General features: G+C 61.2%; 16 protein-coding genes. 8 read left to right on the top strand and 8 right to left on the bottom strand.

Features of this window, described 5'->3' with window-relative positions; genetic code table 11:
• The 3 genes from Q0025_RS06060 to Q0025_RS06070 form a co-directional block, all read right to left on the bottom strand.
• The coding region (locus Q0025_RS06060; protein ID WP_297297040.1) for an SDR family oxidoreductase at nt 1–534 on the bottom strand (534 nt) is incomplete at its 3' end.
• Nucleotides 527–1,909 carry an AMP-binding protein gene (locus tag Q0025_RS06065; RefSeq protein ID WP_297297042.1) on the bottom strand — a complete coding sequence of 461 codons (1,383 nt, stop codon included), beginning with the start codon at nt 1,907–1,909 and terminating at the stop codon, nt 527–529. The genes Q0025_RS06065 and Q0025_RS06060, both read right to left, overlap by 8 nt.
• Nucleotides 1,896–2,141 carry an acyl carrier protein gene (locus Q0025_RS06070; protein ID WP_297297044.1) on the bottom strand — a complete coding sequence of 82 codons (246 nt, stop codon included), beginning with the start codon at nt 2,139–2,141 and terminating at the stop codon, nt 1,896–1,898. The genes Q0025_RS06065 and Q0025_RS06070 overlap by 14 nt, the downstream gene beginning before the upstream one ends.
• A gap of 219 nt (nt 2,142–2,360) precedes the next feature.
• Between Q0025_RS06070 and Q0025_RS06075 the strand changes: the two genes are divergently transcribed.
• Nucleotides 2,361–3,107 carry an acyl-CoA acyltransferase gene (locus Q0025_RS06075; RefSeq protein WP_366939408.1) on the top strand — a complete coding sequence of 249 codons (747 nt, stop codon included), beginning with the start codon at nt 2,361–2,363 and terminating at the stop codon, nt 3,105–3,107.
• A complete protein-coding gene (locus Q0025_RS06080; protein ID WP_297297048.1) occupies nt 3,104–4,762 on the top strand; it encodes a thiamine pyrophosphate-binding protein in 1,659 nt (552 codons plus the stop codon). Before Q0025_RS06075 ends, Q0025_RS06080 begins: the two co-directional genes overlap by 4 nt.
• On the opposite strand, the gene Q0025_RS06085 is transcribed toward Q0025_RS06080, so the two are convergent.
• Nucleotides 4,759–5,634, bottom strand: a complete 876-nt coding sequence (locus Q0025_RS06085) for a branched-chain amino acid aminotransferase (RefSeq protein ID WP_297297050.1) — start codon at nt 5,632–5,634, stop codon at nt 4,759–4,761. The two genes, Q0025_RS06080 and Q0025_RS06085, sit on opposite strands and share 4 nt — an antisense overlap.
• Before the next feature lie 104 nt (nt 5,635–5,738).
• Between Q0025_RS06085 and Q0025_RS06090 the strand changes: the two genes are divergently transcribed.
• Nucleotides 5,739–6,650, top strand: a complete 912-nt coding sequence (locus Q0025_RS06090) for an alpha/beta hydrolase (RefSeq protein ID WP_297297052.1) — start codon at nt 5,739–5,741, stop codon at nt 6,648–6,650.
• On the opposite strand, the gene Q0025_RS06095 is transcribed toward Q0025_RS06090, so the two are convergent.
• A complete protein-coding gene (locus Q0025_RS06095; protein ID WP_297297054.1) occupies nt 6,645–8,429 on the bottom strand; it encodes a long-chain-acyl-CoA synthetase in 1,785 nt (594 codons plus the stop codon). The genes Q0025_RS06090 and Q0025_RS06095 overlap by 6 nt on opposite strands.
• A 219-nt stretch (nt 8,430–8,648) precedes the next feature.
• Between Q0025_RS06095 and Q0025_RS06100 the strand changes: the two genes are divergently transcribed.
• Nucleotides 8,649–9,950, top strand: coding sequence for an O-acetylhomoserine aminocarboxypropyltransferase/cysteine synthase family protein (locus Q0025_RS06100; RefSeq protein WP_297297153.1), 1,302 nt, complete (start codon nt 8,649–8,651; stop codon nt 9,948–9,950).
• On the top strand, nt 9,947–10,933 hold the full coding sequence (locus Q0025_RS06105; protein ID WP_297297056.1) for a homoserine O-succinyltransferase: 987 nt from the start codon (nt 9,947–9,949) through the stop codon (nt 10,931–10,933). The genes Q0025_RS06100 and Q0025_RS06105 overlap by 4 nt, the downstream gene beginning before the upstream one ends.
• A 3-nt stretch (nt 10,934–10,936) precedes the next feature.
• Here the strand turns inward: Q0025_RS06105 and Q0025_RS06110 are convergent, their stop codons facing one another.
• Nucleotides 10,937–11,560 carry a MarC family protein gene (locus Q0025_RS06110; RefSeq protein ID WP_297297058.1) on the bottom strand — a complete coding sequence of 208 codons (624 nt, stop codon included), beginning with the start codon at nt 11,558–11,560 and terminating at the stop codon, nt 10,937–10,939.
• A 93-nt stretch (nt 11,561–11,653) separates the two neighbouring features.
• A complete protein-coding gene (locus tag Q0025_RS06115; RefSeq protein WP_297297060.1) occupies nt 11,654–11,911 on the bottom strand; it encodes a GlsB/YeaQ/YmgE family stress response membrane protein in 258 nt (85 codons plus the stop codon).
• 580 nt (nt 11,912–12,491) lie between these two features.
• Between Q0025_RS06115 and Q0025_RS06120 the strand changes: the two genes are divergently transcribed.
• From Q0025_RS06120 to Q0025_RS06130, 3 genes are all read left to right on the top strand, one after another.
• Nucleotides 12,492–13,382 carry a Ku protein gene (locus tag Q0025_RS06120; RefSeq protein ID WP_297297062.1) on the top strand — a complete coding sequence of 297 codons (891 nt, stop codon included), beginning with the start codon at nt 12,492–12,494 and terminating at the stop codon, nt 13,380–13,382.
• Nucleotides 13,383–13,449: 67 nt separating this feature from the next.
• On the top strand, nt 13,450–16,032 hold the full coding sequence (gene ligD, locus Q0025_RS06125; RefSeq protein WP_297297064.1) for a DNA ligase D: 2,583 nt from the start codon (nt 13,450–13,452) through the stop codon (nt 16,030–16,032).
• Between the two features lie 62 nt (nt 16,033–16,094).
• Nucleotides 16,095–16,274 (top strand): hypothetical protein, encoded by a 180-nt coding sequence (locus Q0025_RS06130; protein ID WP_297297066.1) that lies wholly within the window; start codon nt 16,095–16,097, stop codon nt 16,272–16,274.
• A 32-nt stretch (nt 16,275–16,306) separates the two neighbouring features.
• Here Q0025_RS06130 and Q0025_RS06135 read toward each other — a convergent pair whose 3' ends face one another.
• Complete coding sequence (locus Q0025_RS06135; RefSeq protein ID WP_297297068.1) at nt 16,307–16,444, bottom strand: hypothetical protein; 138 nt, start codon at nt 16,442–16,444, stop codon at nt 16,307–16,309.
• Between the last annotated feature and the right edge of the window lie 423 nt (nt 16,445–16,867).

Consider the following 16,867-nt stretch of genomic DNA (forward strand, 5'->3'; position numbering starts at 1 on the left):
ATTCACGGTGATGCCGACGCGGCCCAATTCGCGCGCCAGCGAACGGGTGAATCCGATCAAAGACGCCTTGGTCGCGGCATAGGCCGAGAGCCCGTTGAAGCCGCTGAAACCGACGATCGAAGCGATATTGACGATGCGCCCCGCGCCATCGGCTAGCATGGCGCGGGAGATATATTTGGTCAGTAAAATCGGAGACAGGGTGTTGATGCGGATCAGCCGCTCGATCTCGGAATCCGGCATGATTGCGAGCACGCCGGCGCTGCCGATCCCGGCATTGTTCACCAGCGCGTAGATCGGCCCGAATTCCTTACGTAGCTTCGTCGCCAGCGCGTGGATTTCATCTGTTTCCGCAAGATCGAAAGCCAAAAAGGCGATCTCGCCGACGCCGGATTTCCGGCATTCGGCGATCGCCAGCGCAAGCTCGTCGCTCTCACGGCGGGCGAGCGCGATGACGCGATAGCCGGACTGCGCCAAGCGCCGCGCAATGCCGAGCCCGAGGCCGCGGCTGCCGCCGGTGACGAGCACGTTATGCATTTTGCCGCACAAGCTTTCCAGCCGGCGTCATTTCGAGCGACGGCACGAATTTGACGGCAGCCGGAACTTTGTGCACGGGCAACGCGGCGCGGCAAAAGGCAAGAATGTCCTGCTTTAAGGCATCGCTCGCCTCGCCGAGCAGGGCCGGATCATGCAGAACGACATCGGCCACGACGATCGCCCCTGTGATCGGGTTGCGTCGCGCGCTGACCAAAGACATTTTCACCGCGGCGTGGCGATTGATGACCTGCTCGACCTCCTCGGGATGCACTTTCAGCCCACCGACATTGATGACGCCGCCGCGCCGCCCGACGAAATAACAGCGGCCATTGCGTTCCGTCACGAAGTCGCCGCTGTCGATGAATCCGTCCTCGTCCGTCAGAGCTTGCGACACGCTGCCGAGATAGCGGCTAGCGGTGCGGCGCGAGCGAATCCGTAAAGTGCCGTCGACGACTTTGAAAGCGGGATCTCCGTCACTGCGAAGCAGGGAGGCAGGAAAGCCTTCGAGCCCATCGTTGACCTCGAAACCGACGCCGGCCTCGGTCGAGGCATAGGCATGCCCGATCGCGGCGCGCGGATATTGGCGCTTCAGAGCGTCGAGAATGGTCTGATCGGCAATCTCGCCAGAGAGCCGCACGTAATGCGGCGCAATCGCATTGCAATCCGAGCTCATCAGTGCGCGACGCCAATGCGACGGCGTGCCGGATATGTGTGTCACCCCGCGGGCAGCGAGGCGGTGCAAATGATCGGACACGGGCTCGCCCGTCTCCGATAAAATCATCGAGCCATTGCCGAAGAGCGCACGGAGCAGAATCTGCAGGCCGCCGTAGCGCCGGATGTCATAGAACGTCGCCCAGATGGGCGGCGCGTCGCCGGCCCTCGGCGGTCTGATCGCTCCGGTCAACGCGGCCAGCGAATGCACCACCATTTTCGGCACGCCGGTCGTTCCCGACGTCAGCAAAACCCATTCGGTCACGATTGGCGCGGCCGCCTGGCTTGGCTGGAGCGGGCCTTTGCAAGCCATGCGGGGCGGTAGATCGTGACCCGCGAAATCCGTTTCTTCGCGATCGGTGACAATCGCATCGGCCTCGGCGTCAGCGGCGATTGCGGCGAGATAGGTTAGCGGCAGATCCGGCGGACAGAGAACGATGCGCCGTGCTGTGCCGTCGAGGGCGACAAGCGCCTGCGCCGCGGCAAGCTGATCATGCGTTGTAAGGACAATCGAGCGGCCGGCGATATCGGCTTGATCGAGCACTGTGCCGTCAAGGAGATCCGCCAAAGCGACGGCGTCATTGAGGCCCCACAGCATGCGCCGAGTATCCGCCGCGCCGGCAGCGAGACCCTGTCGCAGCGTCTGCGCTTCAGTGGCTGGCATTCTCGTAGAACCCGACGAAATCGCCCAAGGTCACGGGAAAACTGATATCGCCCGATGTGGCGAAGGGATCATAGCCGAGTTTGTCCTCAAGCCTTGCGACGAGAATGGCGAAGCAGAGCGAGTCGAGCCCGGATTCGGATAGCAAGAGTTCATCGCGCAGCGGCTGTATCTTGATCTTTTGTTCCGCGGCGATCTGCTCGATCAGCGAGAATATCGTTAACCTAATGGGCACAGATGTGACGCCTCCGCTTGGCCGTGGTTCGGCAATACATTAAACTCAAAACTGATACAATTCGCTAGGGACTTCATGGTGAATGCCTTTTCGCCGGCACGACCTGCGGCAATCGATTGTCGAGAGATTGGCGCGGAAGACGTCAACGCGATCGCGGATCTGCTGACGTGCGGCTTCCCTGGGCGGCAAAAATCTTATTGGCTACGCGGATTGGCGCGCATGGAGGCGCTCGGCGTGCCGGACGGCTATCCGCGATTCGGCTATATGATGCTGAGCGCAGGGAAGCCCGTCGGCGTCATCCTGACTCTTTATCGCGCATTCCTGAATAGCCAGGGCGAGTGCTCCGTGCGCTGCAATCTTTCGAGCTGGTATGTCGAGCCGGCGTTCCGCAGCTGTGCGTCGTTGCTGATTTCTCAAGCGCTCAAGCCGCGAGACGTCACCTACATCAATCTCACACCGGCGCCATCAACTTGGCCGATCGTCGAGGCGCAAGGTTTCCGGCGCTTCAGCGAGGGGCAATTCTTTGCGTTTCCGGCGCTGAGCTTCAAAGGCACAGGGTTCGGAGTCAGTACAATCTCCTCTGCCGAGACAGACTTGCCGCAAGCAGAGCGGGCCATTTTGGACGATCATGCGCGCTTCGGGTGCCTGAGCCTTGTATGCCGTACGCCGAAGGACGATGCGCCTTTTGTATTCGCACCCTTCAGCGTCAAAAGCGGACGCCTTTCGCTGCCATTCATGCGGCTCATCTATTGCCGTGATATGGCGAATTTCGTCGCATGCGCCGGTGCGCTCGGCCGCTTTCTGTTGCGGCGGGGGGTCATGTCGGTTTTGCTTGATGTCAAAGATAGCCGGCCGGCACTACCTGGTGTTTATTCGGAGAGATTGGGGCGCAAATATTTCAAAGGACCGAATCCGCCGCGCCTCGGCGATCTGACTTACAGCGAACTCGTCGTGTTCGGGCCATGACCATGCGCAGCGCAGCCAAGGTTTTGGTCGATCAATTGATCGGCAATGGTGTCACGCATGCTTTTTGCGTACCGGGCGAAAGCTTTCTGCCCGTGCTCGATGCTCTTCGCGACAGTCCGGTCGAAGTCATCGTCTGCCGGCAAGAAGGCGGCGCCGCAATGATGGCTGAGGCCGTCGGCAAGGCGACCGGGCGGCCGGGCGTCTGTTTCGTCACGCGCGGGCCCGGCGCGACCAATGCCGCGCATGGCATCCATATCGCGCAGCAAGACTCGACGCCGATGATCGTGTTCGTCGGCCTGGTCGAGCGCCCCGTGCGCGAGCGCGAAGCTTTTCAGGAATTCGATCTTCGCGCCGTCTTCGGCAGCATGACCAAATGGGCGAGCATGATCGACGATGCGCGGCGCGTGCCGGAGCTGGTCTCGCGTGCGTTTTACACTGCGACGAGCGGACGCCCTGGACCAATCGTTCTTGGCCTGCCGCGCGACATGCTGGACGAAGAGGTCGACGTCGTCGACGCGCCGCCGCTCGTCCCGGTCGAGACGGCGCCGGGGGAGGCCGAAGTCGAGCATTTTTATGAGGCGCTGTTGCGCGCCAGGCGGCCGATTTTCATTCTCGGGGGCAGCCGCTGGAACGAGGCTTCGTGGCAGACCATTCAGGATTTCGCGGCGCGCTTCGCGGTCCCGGTGGCGACGAGCTATCGCCGGCTGCCTCTGTTCGATTCGCTGCATCCGAGCTATGCCGGCGATCTCGGCATCGGACCCAATCCCAAGCTCATCGCGGCGATCAAGTCCGCCGACCTCGTCGTCGCGCTCGGCGGCCGGCTCGGCGACATTCCGAGTCAGGGCTATGCGCTTTTCGACATTCCCGCTGCAGAAAACCTCGTCCACGTTCATCCGGGCGCAGAAGAACTCGGCCGCGTCTATCGTCCCCAACTCGCTATTCATGCGACACCGGCGCGTTTCTGCGCAGCGCTCGCCGGGCTTGCGGCACCGAAGTCGATCGCCTGGCGCGGCTTTACGGAAGCCTTGCATCAAAATTATCTTGCCTGGAGCGATGTCGCGACGCCGCAGCCGGGCGGCGTCAATCTCGGCGCAATCATGGTCTGGCTGCGCGAGGCCTTGCCGCCGGACACAATTCTTTGTAATGGCGCCGGCAATTATGCGGCCTGGATTCACCGTTTCTATCGGTTCCGCCGCTTCGGCACGCATGTGGCGCCGGCATCCGGCTCGATGGGTTATGGCGTGCCTGCGGCCGTCGCCATGAAGCTCTTGAGGCCGGATCGGCTTGTTCTGTCGCTCGCCGGCGACGGCGATTTCCTGATGAACGGGCAAGAATTCGCGACTGCCGTGCAATATCACCTGCCGATCGTCTTCATCGTCTGCGACAATGCGAGCTACGGCACGATCCGCATGCATCAGGAGCGTGAATTTCCCGGCCGCATCGTCGGAACCGATCTCAAAAACCCCGATTTCGCCGCTTATGCTCGCGCCTTCGGCGGCTTCGGCGTGACGGTCGAAAAAACCGAACAATTCCCCGAGGCGTTCAATGCGGCGCGGGCGTCAGGCCTGCCGGCGATCGTTCATCTCAAAATTGATGTCCATGCGATCGCGCCGGCGATCAGTTTGAGCGGAATCCGGGAGCGGGCCCGCTCCTAGCCACCGTGTGCGAAGGCCCAATAAAGCGCGCGCGCTTTTTGAAAAAAGGGCCCCGGCCGCAGCAGCCGATCATCGATCTTCGTGATCGGCATGACCTTGGAAAAATTGCCGGTCGAGAAAATTTCGTCGGCCTGCTCAAAGTCCGCGTAGCTCAGCGTTTTTTCGACAACGCTAACACCGGCATCGCGCAGCAAGGCAATCGCACGCTGCCGCGTGATCCCGTCGAGGAAGGTCCCGTTCGGCGCCGGCGTGAAGACAACGCCGTCTTTGGCCATGAAGACGTTGGCGTTGCCGAGTTCGGCAATTGCGCCGAGCATATCGCGCATCAGGCAATTATCGAAGCCGCGCCGGTGCGCCTCGATCAATGCGCGTGCATTGTTGGGATAATTGCAGCTGGCCTTGGCGTCGACCGGCGCGCATTCGAGCGTCGGCCGCCGGAAAGGTGACAGCGTGATTGAGAGGCCGCTTGGCTGCGGCATCGCCGCCTCGTAGAGGCAAAGGCACCAGCGGGTCGATTCAGGATCGAAGCGGACGCCGCCACCGGTCGTGCCGAGCTCAGCCCAATACATTGGCCGGATATAGAGTGCGGCTTTCGCATCGAAGCGTTTCAGCCCATCACGGGCGAGATCGAGCCAAGCCTCGATCGGTACGACAGGCTTCAACAAAAAGCGCCGTGCTGACTCATTGACGCGCACAAAATGCAGATCGAGATCGGGCGTCACGCCTTCGAAGGCCCGCGCCCCGTCGAAGACCACCGAGCCGAGCCAGGCACCGTGCGTGCGCGGCCCCATGATGGCGACATTGCCTTCGTGCCAATCGCCTTCGAAAAAAGTCCAGGTCTTGGTAGGGGCGATGCCAACGTCAGCGGGCACGGGACGATCCTTCAGCTTGAGCCAGCGATTTTCGGCGCGAAGTCTTAAGACAATTCTTATAGTCTTGACGAAGGAAAAATGTCTGCCGGGAGGGATATTCGTTCGTGACGGAGGCGCTCGATCCTCACGCCAAGCGCTTTCTGGACATGCTGACGCTGAAGGGCGGCGACGTCGCACGGCTCGGAATCGCCGAGCGGCGCATGGCCTTCGCCAATCTGATGCGTTTCGGCGCGCCCGGTCTCGAAAACGTTGCGGTCGAGACCCTTCAAGGCGGCCGCCCGATCCGGCTCTATCGGCCGCAGGAGGGGTCCCCAACCGGGATCGTTTTTCTTCACGGCGGCGGCCTTGTCGCCGGCAGTCTCGATACGCATGATCCCTTCTGCCGGACGCTTGCGGCAACAACCCGGTGCAGCGTCTTTGCGGTCGATTACCGACTGGCGCCCGAGCATCCGTTTCCCGCGGCGCTTGAGGATGCCTGCGATGCGCTCGATTGGGTTTTTCGATGGGCGCAAGATTATGACCTCGGCCGTATCGGCATCGGCGGCGATTCCGCCGGCGGGACATTGGCGGCGGTTGCAGCAGCCCAGTGGGGCGCGCGGGAATCCGAGCCGCTGGCATTTCAGCTCCTGCTTTGCCCCATCCTCGATTTTGCCGGCGAGACAAAGTCGCGACGCGTTTTCGCCTCGGCCATTCTCGACCAGGCGACGCTCGACCACGACATTGCGCTTTACACGGCAGGCAAGGTCGAACGCGGCGATCCGCGGATTTCGCCGCTTCGCGCGATGCGATTTTCCGACCTACCGCCGACATTCCTGCACGTGGCGCAATGCGATCCGTTGCGCGATGAAGAGGCTGCCTATGCGGAGAGGTTGCGCGCCGCTGGCGTTGAGCTGCACCAAACCTATCACGCCGGCATGCCGCATCTCTTCTATGCGTTGTCCGGTATCATTCCTGCGGCGAAGGCGGCGGTGACGATGATCGGTACCGGACTCGCGGATTGGCTCGCACAATCATAGGCGCACTTCGCCGGCCTCGATCTGCGCAAAAAGCGTCGCGTCGAGCGGTACATAGGCGTGTCCGTTGTCGAAGTAGAGGGCATCCGCGATCTTATCGGGGTCGAAACCTTCCTGCGCGAGCTGCACCTTCTTCTGCTTGAATGTTTCGGTCGCCGCAATATCCCGGCTCAGGCGTAGGAAGAGCGGCCGCGCATAGGCGGGCAGATGCGCCGCAACGTACTCGTGAAGGAGTTTGAAATCGAAGTCGGCTCCAGTCACGAGCGTCGCCATGCCTGCGCGCCCCTCGGCGCCTGGTATCTGAACGCCATAGGCACTCGCCTCTGCGATGCCGGGGCAGGCGGCGAGCACGTCCGCGACTTCGAAAGTCGAAACATTCTCTCCTTTCCAGCGGAACGTGTCGCCGATCCGGTCGACAAAATAGAAGAAGCCCCTGTCGTCCTGCCGCATCAGATCACCGGTTCTGAACCAGGCATCGCCGGGCGCGAAGACATCGCGCAGCACTTTCGCCTCGCTGTCCTTAGCGCTGGTATAGCCCTCAAAAGGCGCGCCGGCGGCGCCGCCAGCGGCGATTTTGCCGATTGCCTCGCCCACCTCGCCGCGCGCGCAGGCAATGCAGAAGCCCCGCGCATCGCGCACCGGCGTGCCACGCGCCGCGTCGTATTTCACGAGAGCTGACGGAAATCGGTGCGCAAGGAAGGGTGGCACGCGGCCGATGGCGCCCGGCTCGCCCTCGACATTGATCAGCGAAAACGTTCCCTCGCTCGCGGCATAGAATTCGATGATATGCGGAATACGAAAGCGCTCTTGAAAGGCGCGCCAGACGTCAGCGCGCAAGCCATTGCCGAAGGCCAGGCGGAGGTTGTGTGCGTGCTCATTGGCGTTCTGCGGCGCGTTGAGGAGATAGCGGCAAAGCTCGCCGATATATTGAAACAGCGTGCAGTCCCAGCGCACGACATCATCCCAAAAGCGTCGCACTGAGAATTTCTCTTGCAGAACGACCGAACCGCCGCCGACCAGCACGCTGCCGATGGCGACAATGCCGCCGACGCTGTGATACATCGGCAGGCAGTTCATCGTCCGGTCGACAGAGCTTGTGTCCAAAATCCCAGCGAACCAAGAACTCCAGGCCATGATACGACGATGGCTGACATTGGCCGCCTTCGGCAGGCCGGTCGTGCCGGACGTATAAATGCAGAGGGCGCGGTCGCTGAGCCGCACGTCCGGTTGCTCGTCGGATGCCAACGGCGCCGTTGAGAAGGGTTTTATTTCGTCCTCGAAACGCGCCGCCCCAACCCCGCCTCGAACCCAGATTGCCGCCGAAATCCGAGCCTCGGCCAGGGCTTCGCTGAGAACATCCTGCAAATCCATGCCGACGATGATATGCTGGGACTCAACGATCCCGATGCAATGCGCCAGCGCTGCACCGCGCAGGTTCGTGTTGAGCAGCGCCACGATCCCGCCGATACGGGTGATGCCGAGCCAGATCGCCAGATAATCCGGCTGATTGTTCATGAGCAGGCAGGTGGTTTGGCCGGCCAAGCCCCGTGCGCGCGCCCAGCGGGCAATCGCGTTGACGCGTCCTGCGAGTGCGTCGAAGCTCAGGTTGCCGCGATCCGAAAGCAGGGCTGGTGCCGCGCCGAAACGTGTGGCGAGTTCGCCGATCACGACCGGCAGCGTGCGCTGCGGCTCGCGCTCGATCTGCGCCGTGCGTTCAAGTGCGCGGAGCCAGGCCTTGGAAGCAGAAAACGGATTGTGTCGGTCCGGCGCCGGTGCAGCCACGTGCGGTCCTCGGCAAATGATCAAGAAAGGGGCTTGATTATAGCCGACATGTTACGTCAAAGGCTAAACAGTTCTTAGTTTCCGCAGCCTATCGTGACCGGCACGTTTCCTGCGCTGCACCGCGTCGCGGCGACGTGCAGCGCCGATTTGAAACACGCCGGGTCCCGGGCGGGGACGGATGTTCCGATTTGAGTGTGGCGGATGCGTAAATCCAGGACATTGCGGCCAGAGACAATCGCCGTTCATAGCGGCTACACGAGCGAGCCGACGACCAAAGCCGTCGCCGTGCCGATCTATCAGACGGTCGCCTACGAGTTCGATAGTGCCGATCACGGCGCGGCTCTATTCAATCTCGAGGTCGAAGGCTTCCGCTACAGCCGGATCAATAATCCCACCGTCGATGTCCTCGAGAAGCGGGTCGCCGCCCTTGAGGGTGGCGTCGCAGCGCTCGCGGTAGCGAGCGGCCAGGCAGCGCTGCATTATGCGATCGTTAACCTTGCCGACTGCGGCGGCAATATCGTTTCTGTTCCGCAACTCTATGGCACATCGCATACCCTGCTTTTCCATGTCCTGCCGCGGCAGGGCATTCACGTCCGCTTTGCCGAGAGCGATGATCCGGCTGCGATCGAACACCTTATCGACGGCGACACGCGTGCCGTCTTTTGCGAGACCATCGGCAATCCGGCCGGCAATATCTGCGACATCGAAGCCTTGGCGCAGGCCGCGCACCGGCATGGCGTGCCGCTTGTCGTCGACAATACGGTTGCGACACCGATCCTCTGGCGCCCGATCGAGAACGGCGCGGATATTATCGTCCATTCGCTGACGAAATTCATGGGCGGCCACGGCACGACGCTTGGCGGCGCCATTGTCGATTCCGGTCGCTTTCCGTGGAAGGAGCAGGCACGGCGTTTCCCCATGTTCAATGAGGCTGATGTTTCCTATCACGGCCTCGTTTATGCGGATCGTTTTGGCCCGCGCGCCTTCATCGAGCGCTGCCGCAGCGTCTATCAGCGCACAACTGGCGCGGTTCTTTCGGCACACAGCGCCTTTCTGCTGCTTCAGGGCATCGAAACTGTTGCGTTGCGCGTCGAGCGGCATGTCGAGAATGCGCGCAAAGTGGCGGAATTTCTGCGCGACGATTCCCGCGTCGCCTGGGTCAATTATGCCGGTTTTCCGGAAAGCCCCTATTATACGCTGGCGCAAAAATATCTTGGCGGCCGCAGCTCGTCGCTGCTGACCTTCGGTGTCAAGGGCGGCTTCGAAGCGGGCAAGAGCTTTTATGATGCTTTGCGGCTCATCAAGCGCTTGGTCAATATCGGCGACACGAAATCATTGGCCTGTCATCCTGCTTCGACCACGCATCGGCAGATGACGGCCGGGGAACAGCAAAAGGCCGGCGTCAAGCCGGAGATGATCCGCATCAGCGTCGGCATTGAACATGCGAGCGATATTATCGAAGACCTCGATCAGGCTTTGGCGGCTGCGGTCAAGCGCAATGGCAACGAGGCGACCGAGTGACCGATCAGATGCAGAAAGAAGCGGAGGCAGCGCCGGTGAAGGGCGCAAGCGGCGCGCCTTTGCATGGCGGCCGCGGCGCGGCGGAGTACCTCGAAATCGGTATCGTCAACAATATGCCGGATGCGACTCTGGCGGCGACGGAGCGGCAGTTCAAGGATTTGATCGGACAAGCGGCCCTCGACATGCCGGTGCGCCTGCGCTTTTTCGCTCTCGCGGAAATTGCGCGCGGCGAGGGGGCGGCCGAGCATATCGGCATGCACTACGGCGACGTCGAGACGCTTATGCGCGGCAGGCTTCACGGCCTCATCATCACCGGCTGCGAGCCGAAGGCGGCGTCGCTCCAGGACGAGCCCTATTGGCCGAGCCTCGCGCGGATTATCGATTGGGCGGCGCGCAATACGCGCTCGACGATTTTTTCCTGCCTCGCCGCGCATGCAGCGGCGTTGCACCTTGACGGAATCAGGCGTGTCCCGGTCGGGCAGAAATATTCCGGCGTCTTCGATTGCGCGGTGTTGACCGATGATCCGCTCACGCGAGGCCTTGGCCCGGACCTGCGCGTTCCACATTCACGCCTCAACGATCTCGAGACCACGGCGCTGGCTGCCTGCGGCTACGAAATTCTGACCGCTTCGCCGCGCATCGGGGCTGACATTTTCGTCAAGCGGCAAGAAAGCCTCTTCGTCTTCCTCCAGGGGCATCCGGAATATGATGCGGAATCGCTTTTGCGCGAATATCGCCGCGACGTGACGCGGTTTCTCCGTGGCGAGCGGCCGAACTTTCCGGCAATTCCCGAGGATTATTTCGATCCGCTCATCGAAAAGCATCTCGCCGTCTTTGCCGAGCGCGCGGCGGCGGGCAAAAGCCCGCACCCGCACCGCGAACTCGCAAGCCTGCTCGACACCGTGCGTCCTGACAAGACTTGGCGGGCTTCCGCCGCCGGCTTTTATCGCAACTGGCTCGGCCAGCTCACCATCGGCGGCTGAGCCTTACCCGTTGACGGCGCGGATGCCGTCGATGACGAATTGTGCCGCAAGCGCCGCGAGCACGACGCCGAGCATACGGCCGAGAACCAGCGTACCCGTAGTGCCGAAGAGCCGGGAAACGCGTTCCGAAAGCCGGAACACGATATAGCAAAGCAGGACGATGATGGCGACGACCAGAATGAGGCCGGCCTGTTCCTTCCAATTGCCGCCGGCGCGCTCCGCCAGCAGGATGACCGCAGTGATCGAGCCGGGGCCGCTCATTAAAGGTATAGCGAGCGGAAAGGCGGCGAGATTGTCGATATGATCAATAGTCACTGCATCGGCGGCAAGCTCCTTTTTTCGCTGACCGCGTTCGGCGAAAATCATTTGGAAGGCAGTGTAGAAAAGCAGGAGACCGCCGGCGATGCGGAATGCGGGGAGCGAAATACCCAGCGCCGCCATAACAGCCGTGCCGCCGAGCGCGAAGACAAGAAGAATCGTAAAGGCGATGATCGACGCGCGGATCGCCACTTCATGCTTCTCGTCCTTGGTCATGCCCAAGGTCAAGGCGATGAAAATTGGGGCGAGGCCTGGCGGGTCCAAGGTGACGAGAAGTGTGACGAAGGCCGATTGGAAAAAGTCGGGCATATATCGCCTCCACAGGTGGCCGCTTCGCCCGCGCAATTAAAAGCCGCGACGCTTTGATGCGCCGCGGCTGAGAACGGATCAGGCCAATCTATTTCAACGGCGCCGTCGGAACAAGCCCAGGATCAGCAGAAGGACGATCGCCCCGATCGTTGCCGAGATGATCTGACCGAGCAGATGGGCGCCGAAATGGATACCGAGTCGCGGCAAGAGCCAATTGCCGATGAATGCGCCGATGATGCCGATGCAGAGATCCGCGACGAGGCCGAAGCCGGTGCCGCGCAGGATCTGCCCGGCAAGCCAGCCCGCAACGACACCGACAACGAGAATGATCAGGAGATGTTCGCCAGACAAGGCAAGTCCTCATGAGTTGGTTGGACGCGACCTCCTCATTGGCAGGCCGCCGGCAGTGGTGTGCTCCACCACACCGATGATTAACATCATTCCAAACGAATCGCATCTGCAGCTTTTGTTCTTGGCACAGCACGGCATCGACTGAGAGCCGTCTCCGCGGCTCATGCGTGTCGCTTCTAAATTCGGAACCGTGAATGACAGTCGACGTTGGCAAGCTCATCAGATGAGGAGAAAGCCCATGGACGAACCCGTTTAATGCGGAAGCCACAGCCGCTGTCGCAGCGCAGCGTTTTGAGCGAAAGGGAAGCGTTTCTGCACCCGGATCACAGCAGCGATGGCAAGCCTTCGCATGATGTGTGCGAGATGGCTCAACCGGCGGCGGCGAAGCGCACGGGCGACCAACGGCCGAAGCCTGGCCTCGCCAAGCAGGAACATTTCGGTGGCGCCCGAGTTACGCTGGATGGGCGCTGGGCGCCCCTAAATCTGCGTGGCATTGCTTGAGCTTGTGTGGTGTAATGCGTCGCGTGGGGCGTAACCGGGAGCGGCCCTGCCGCCTCCCGGCCAGTTGAGGGTCGAAGCTGTGGCACCGCGTGCAAATTGGAAAGGTTATCTGAAGCTTTCGCTGGTTTCCTGTCCCGTCGCGCTTTTCCCTGCTGTTAGCCGGACGGAACGCATTTCCTTCCATCTCATCAATCGCGAGACCGGTCATCGATTGCGACAGCAATATGTCGATTCGGTCACGGGCGAGATCGTCGAACGCGACGAAATGGTCCGCGGTTACGAGATCGGCAAGAACGATTACATCACGCTCGAAGAAAGCGAGATCGCCGAACAGGCGATGGAGAGCACGCATACCATCGATATCGAAACGTTCGTGCCGCGCGAGGAGATTGACGAAGTCTATCTCGACGGCAGCTATTATCTTGCGCCGGACGACAAAGTGGCAAACGAGCCTTTCGTGGTGATTCGCGATGCGATGCGCAAGAGCAATATGGTGGGACTGGCGCGAGTCGTCCTCGCTGGCCGCGAACGAATCGTCATGATCGAAGCGCGCGATAACGGCCTCCTCGCCACGACGCTGCATTACAAATACGAAGTGCGCGACGAGAAACCCTATTTCGAATCGATCCCGGATCTCAAGCTCTCGAAGGAGATGCTCGACCTCGCTGCACACATTATCGATACGAAGCGCGGCAAGTTCGATCCGACGAAATTCGAGGACCGCTATCAGGATGCGCTCGTCGCTTTGATCCGGGCCAAGCGTGCCGGCAAGCCTATGCCGGCCGCGCCGCAGCCGAAGGCGCCGAGCAATGTCATCAATCTTATGGATGCGCTGCGCCGTAGCGTCGATGCCGAATCGCGGCGAGGTTCAACAGCGCCGCGCAAGGCTCCCTCCAAGACGCAGGCGGCAAAAAAAGCCGCGCCGTCGCGGGCAGCGTCAACGAAGAGGCGCGTTAAAAAGGCAAGTTAGAGCGCATTTGAAAGCGTGCGTAGCGAGCTGGATAAACCAGCGCGATCTTCATCTGAACGAGGCTCCCGTGGCGCTCGAAGCCTATCGCAAGAAGCGCAATTTCGGCGTTACCTCCGAGCCGCGCGGCGTCAAAGGCCGAGGCCGTAAGTCGAGCAATGCGTTCGTTGTGCAAAAGCACGACGCAACGCGCCTCCATTATGATTTCCGACTCGAACTCGACGGCGTTCTCAAAAGCTGGGCGGTGACACGCGGACCGAGCCTCGTGCCGGGTGAGAAGCGCCTCGCTGTTCACGTCGAGGATCATCCGCTTGATTATGGATCGTTCGAGGGCACGATTCCGGAAGGGCAATATGGCGCCGGCACAGTGCTCGTCTGGGATCGCGGCACTTGGACCCCGGACGGCGATCCGCAGGCCGGCTATGCCAAGGGCCATCTCGATTTCACCCTGCATGGCGAAAAGTTGAAAGGGCGCTGGCACCTCGTTCGCATGCATGCCCGGCCCGGCGAAAAGCGCGAGAACTGGCTTCTGATCAAGGGCGACGATGAAGAGGCGCGCCGGCCGAAGGATTCGGATATTTTGACAGAGGCTCCCGATTCGGTTTTGACGGGGCGCTCGATCGAGGACATTGCCGGAGACAAGAAGAGCCGCCGCTGGACCTCGGGCAAAGCTGCGCAGCCACGCATCGAGACGCCGGGTTCGCCGCGCGCGCGAGCCTTAGCGCCTCTTGACAGCGTCGTTAAATCCGATCCGCCCGCGGCGAAGAGGCGGCCCGCACCGCGGACGAAGAGACCTGCCGCTTTTGCCTTCAAACCGCCGCGAGGGGCGAAGCGAAAAGCCCAGCCGGATTTCGTCGCGCCTATGTTGCCGACCCTGGTTGCTGCCCCGCCGGTCGGCGCGCAATGGCTGCATGAGGTGAAATTCGACGGCTACAGGATCGAAGCGGTGGTAAAGAGCGGCAAGGCAAAGCTGCGTACGCGCACGGGCCTCGACTGGACGGACCGCTTTCCGGCGATTGCCGCCGCCGCTGCCGCCTTACCGGTTGCTGATTGTACGATCGACGGCGAGATCATTGTCGAAGAGAAAAATGGCGTCTCGGATTTTTCAGCGCTTCAAAATGCGCTGAGCGCGGGCGATTCGAGCCGTATGGTCTATTATGCCTTCGATCTGCTTCACATCGACGGCTACGATCTCGTCCAAGTGCCGCTTGTGGAACGCAAGGACGTGCTCGCCGCGCTCCTCAAGGCAAAGACGGGCGGCGTCCTCCGCTTCAGCGAGCATTTTGACGAGAAGGGCGATCTGATGCTGCAGCATGTCTGCCGCCTCGGCGCCGAAGGCATCGTCTCCAAAAAGCGCAATAGTCCCTATATCTCGAAGCGCACGACCGAATGGCAAAAGACGAAATGCGCAAACCGGCAGGAGTTCGTCATAGGCGGCTTCGTGCCCTCGACGACGGCGCATAAGACGATCGGGTCGCTCGTCCTCGGCTATTACGAAAAAGGCAAGCTCCTCCACGCCGGGCGCGTCGGCACCGGCTTCTCCAATCAGATGGCCACGGCGCTTTTTGCCGAACTATCGCGCGAACGCATTGTGAAGCCCGCCTTCGATGGACCGCTTTCGACCGAGGCGCGGCGCAATGTCGTCTGGATCAAGCCTGATAAAGTCGCCGAGATCGAGTTTCGCGGCTGGACGGCGGACGCCAATCTACGGCAGGCTTCTTTCAAAGGTCTGCGGGAAGACAAAAATCCCAAAGACATCGTCCGCGAAAGGGCGGCGGCTATGCCTAAGGAGAACGATACGCCTACAGCCTCTATCACGCTCACGCACCGCGATCGGGTGTTCTGGCCCGACGTCGGCGTCACCAAGCAAGGGCTTGTCGATTATTACGCCATGGTCTGGCCGTGGATCGAGAAACATCTGATCGGCCGGCCGCTGGTCTTGTTGCGGTGTCCAAACGGCATCGAGCAAGGCGGCTTCTTCCAAAAGCATCCTTGGGCGGGGCTCGACGAGCATATCCTCAAGATTCACGATCCACATGAAAAGCAGCCGATCCTCGGTATCGATTCCTTCGATGGCCTCGCCGCGCTCGTGCAATCGGCGGCACTTGAAATTCATCCTTGGGGCGCGCGAACCGACGACCTCGACCATCCGGACCGTCTGATCTTCGATCTTGATCCGGGTGAAGGCGTAGACTTCAGCGCCATCGTCATGGCGGCGCGCGACGTGCGCGCGCGTCTGAGCGCGGCGAAACTCAAGAGTTTCGTCAAGACGACGGGTGGCAAGGGGCTGCATGTCGTGGCGCCCTTGAAGCGTGGCGCGACTTGGATTGAGGTTAAAGACTTTTGCCATGGCGTCGCCGAGGCTATGGCGCGGGCCGCGCCGCATCGTTATACGGCGACGGTCACGAAGACGCAGCGCGCCGGGCGGATCTATATCGATTATCTCCGCAATGCCCGCGGCGCGACGGCTGTCGCGGCTTATTCAACGCGAGCGCGGCCCCAGGCGGCCGTATCGACGCCGCTGACCTGGGATGAACTCGATAGCGTGGTCAGCGCAAGCCAGTTCACCATCGGCAACTTCAATAAACGGCTGCAACATCTCACCGAAGACCCCTGGGAGGGGTTCTTCCGGCTACGTCAAAGCCTGCCATAGTGAACTGAGCTGCGCGGAACTCCCGCCGCCGCCTGACGTTGCGGGCATCGAGGGAGGCGCATATGGCCAATAACGAAACGCACTATCGTCCTGCCGAAGAGCGCCCCGCCGAGCTCAAGCCTGATCGTGCCCGTGCCGGGCGCAAGGATGTCGGTATCCTTTACATTCTGCTTTGGAGCACGGCCCTGGCTGTTCTCGTGTTGCTTGGGATCTGGTTCGGTTTCCATGCCATCGTCCACTAGGCACGCGACAAACCCAATCGCAGTGCACGCGGTCACGAGAAACGGAACACGAGTTCGCAGGCGACGCCGATCGCCAGGAGCGTCGCGAAACAGATGCCGAATTCGAAGATAATCTGCTGGCCGACGGTCTCCTCTGCGTTACCGTTCGATTGATGGGAACGATCGATCACGGGCTCACCTCTTCCATGGCTGGACCGGTGGCGAATATGGCGATGTCCGCATATAAACACGATGGGTGTCGTCTACAGCCGATATATAGATGCGAGGGCGCGGGCAATTTGCATGACCCATATTAAGCCTCGCGCCCGCGGGGCGTCGGGGTTGCATGGGTCGCTGTGAAGGCCAAGCTTCGCGACAATTTGGCGAGAGGCGACAATTTTATCTTTCCATGCTAGGTTGGATAGGCGGTAAGGAGGGTTCTGCCATGTCCTTGTTCGCCTTTCTTCATGGACCGAGGGCGTCGCACCGCCCTGATTCCTCGAGCACAAGCCTTGTGGCGCTTTGGGCTGTTCTTCTCGGTTTCTTGCTCCTTGCCGTCACGAGCGGCGCCATTTTGATTTACGGATTTCATAGCGGCATTGTCATTGGATAGT

The organism is uncultured Methylovirgula sp., assembly GCF_947646745.1.
Lineage (GTDB): Bacteria > Pseudomonadota > Alphaproteobacteria > Rhizobiales > Beijerinckiaceae > Methylovirgula.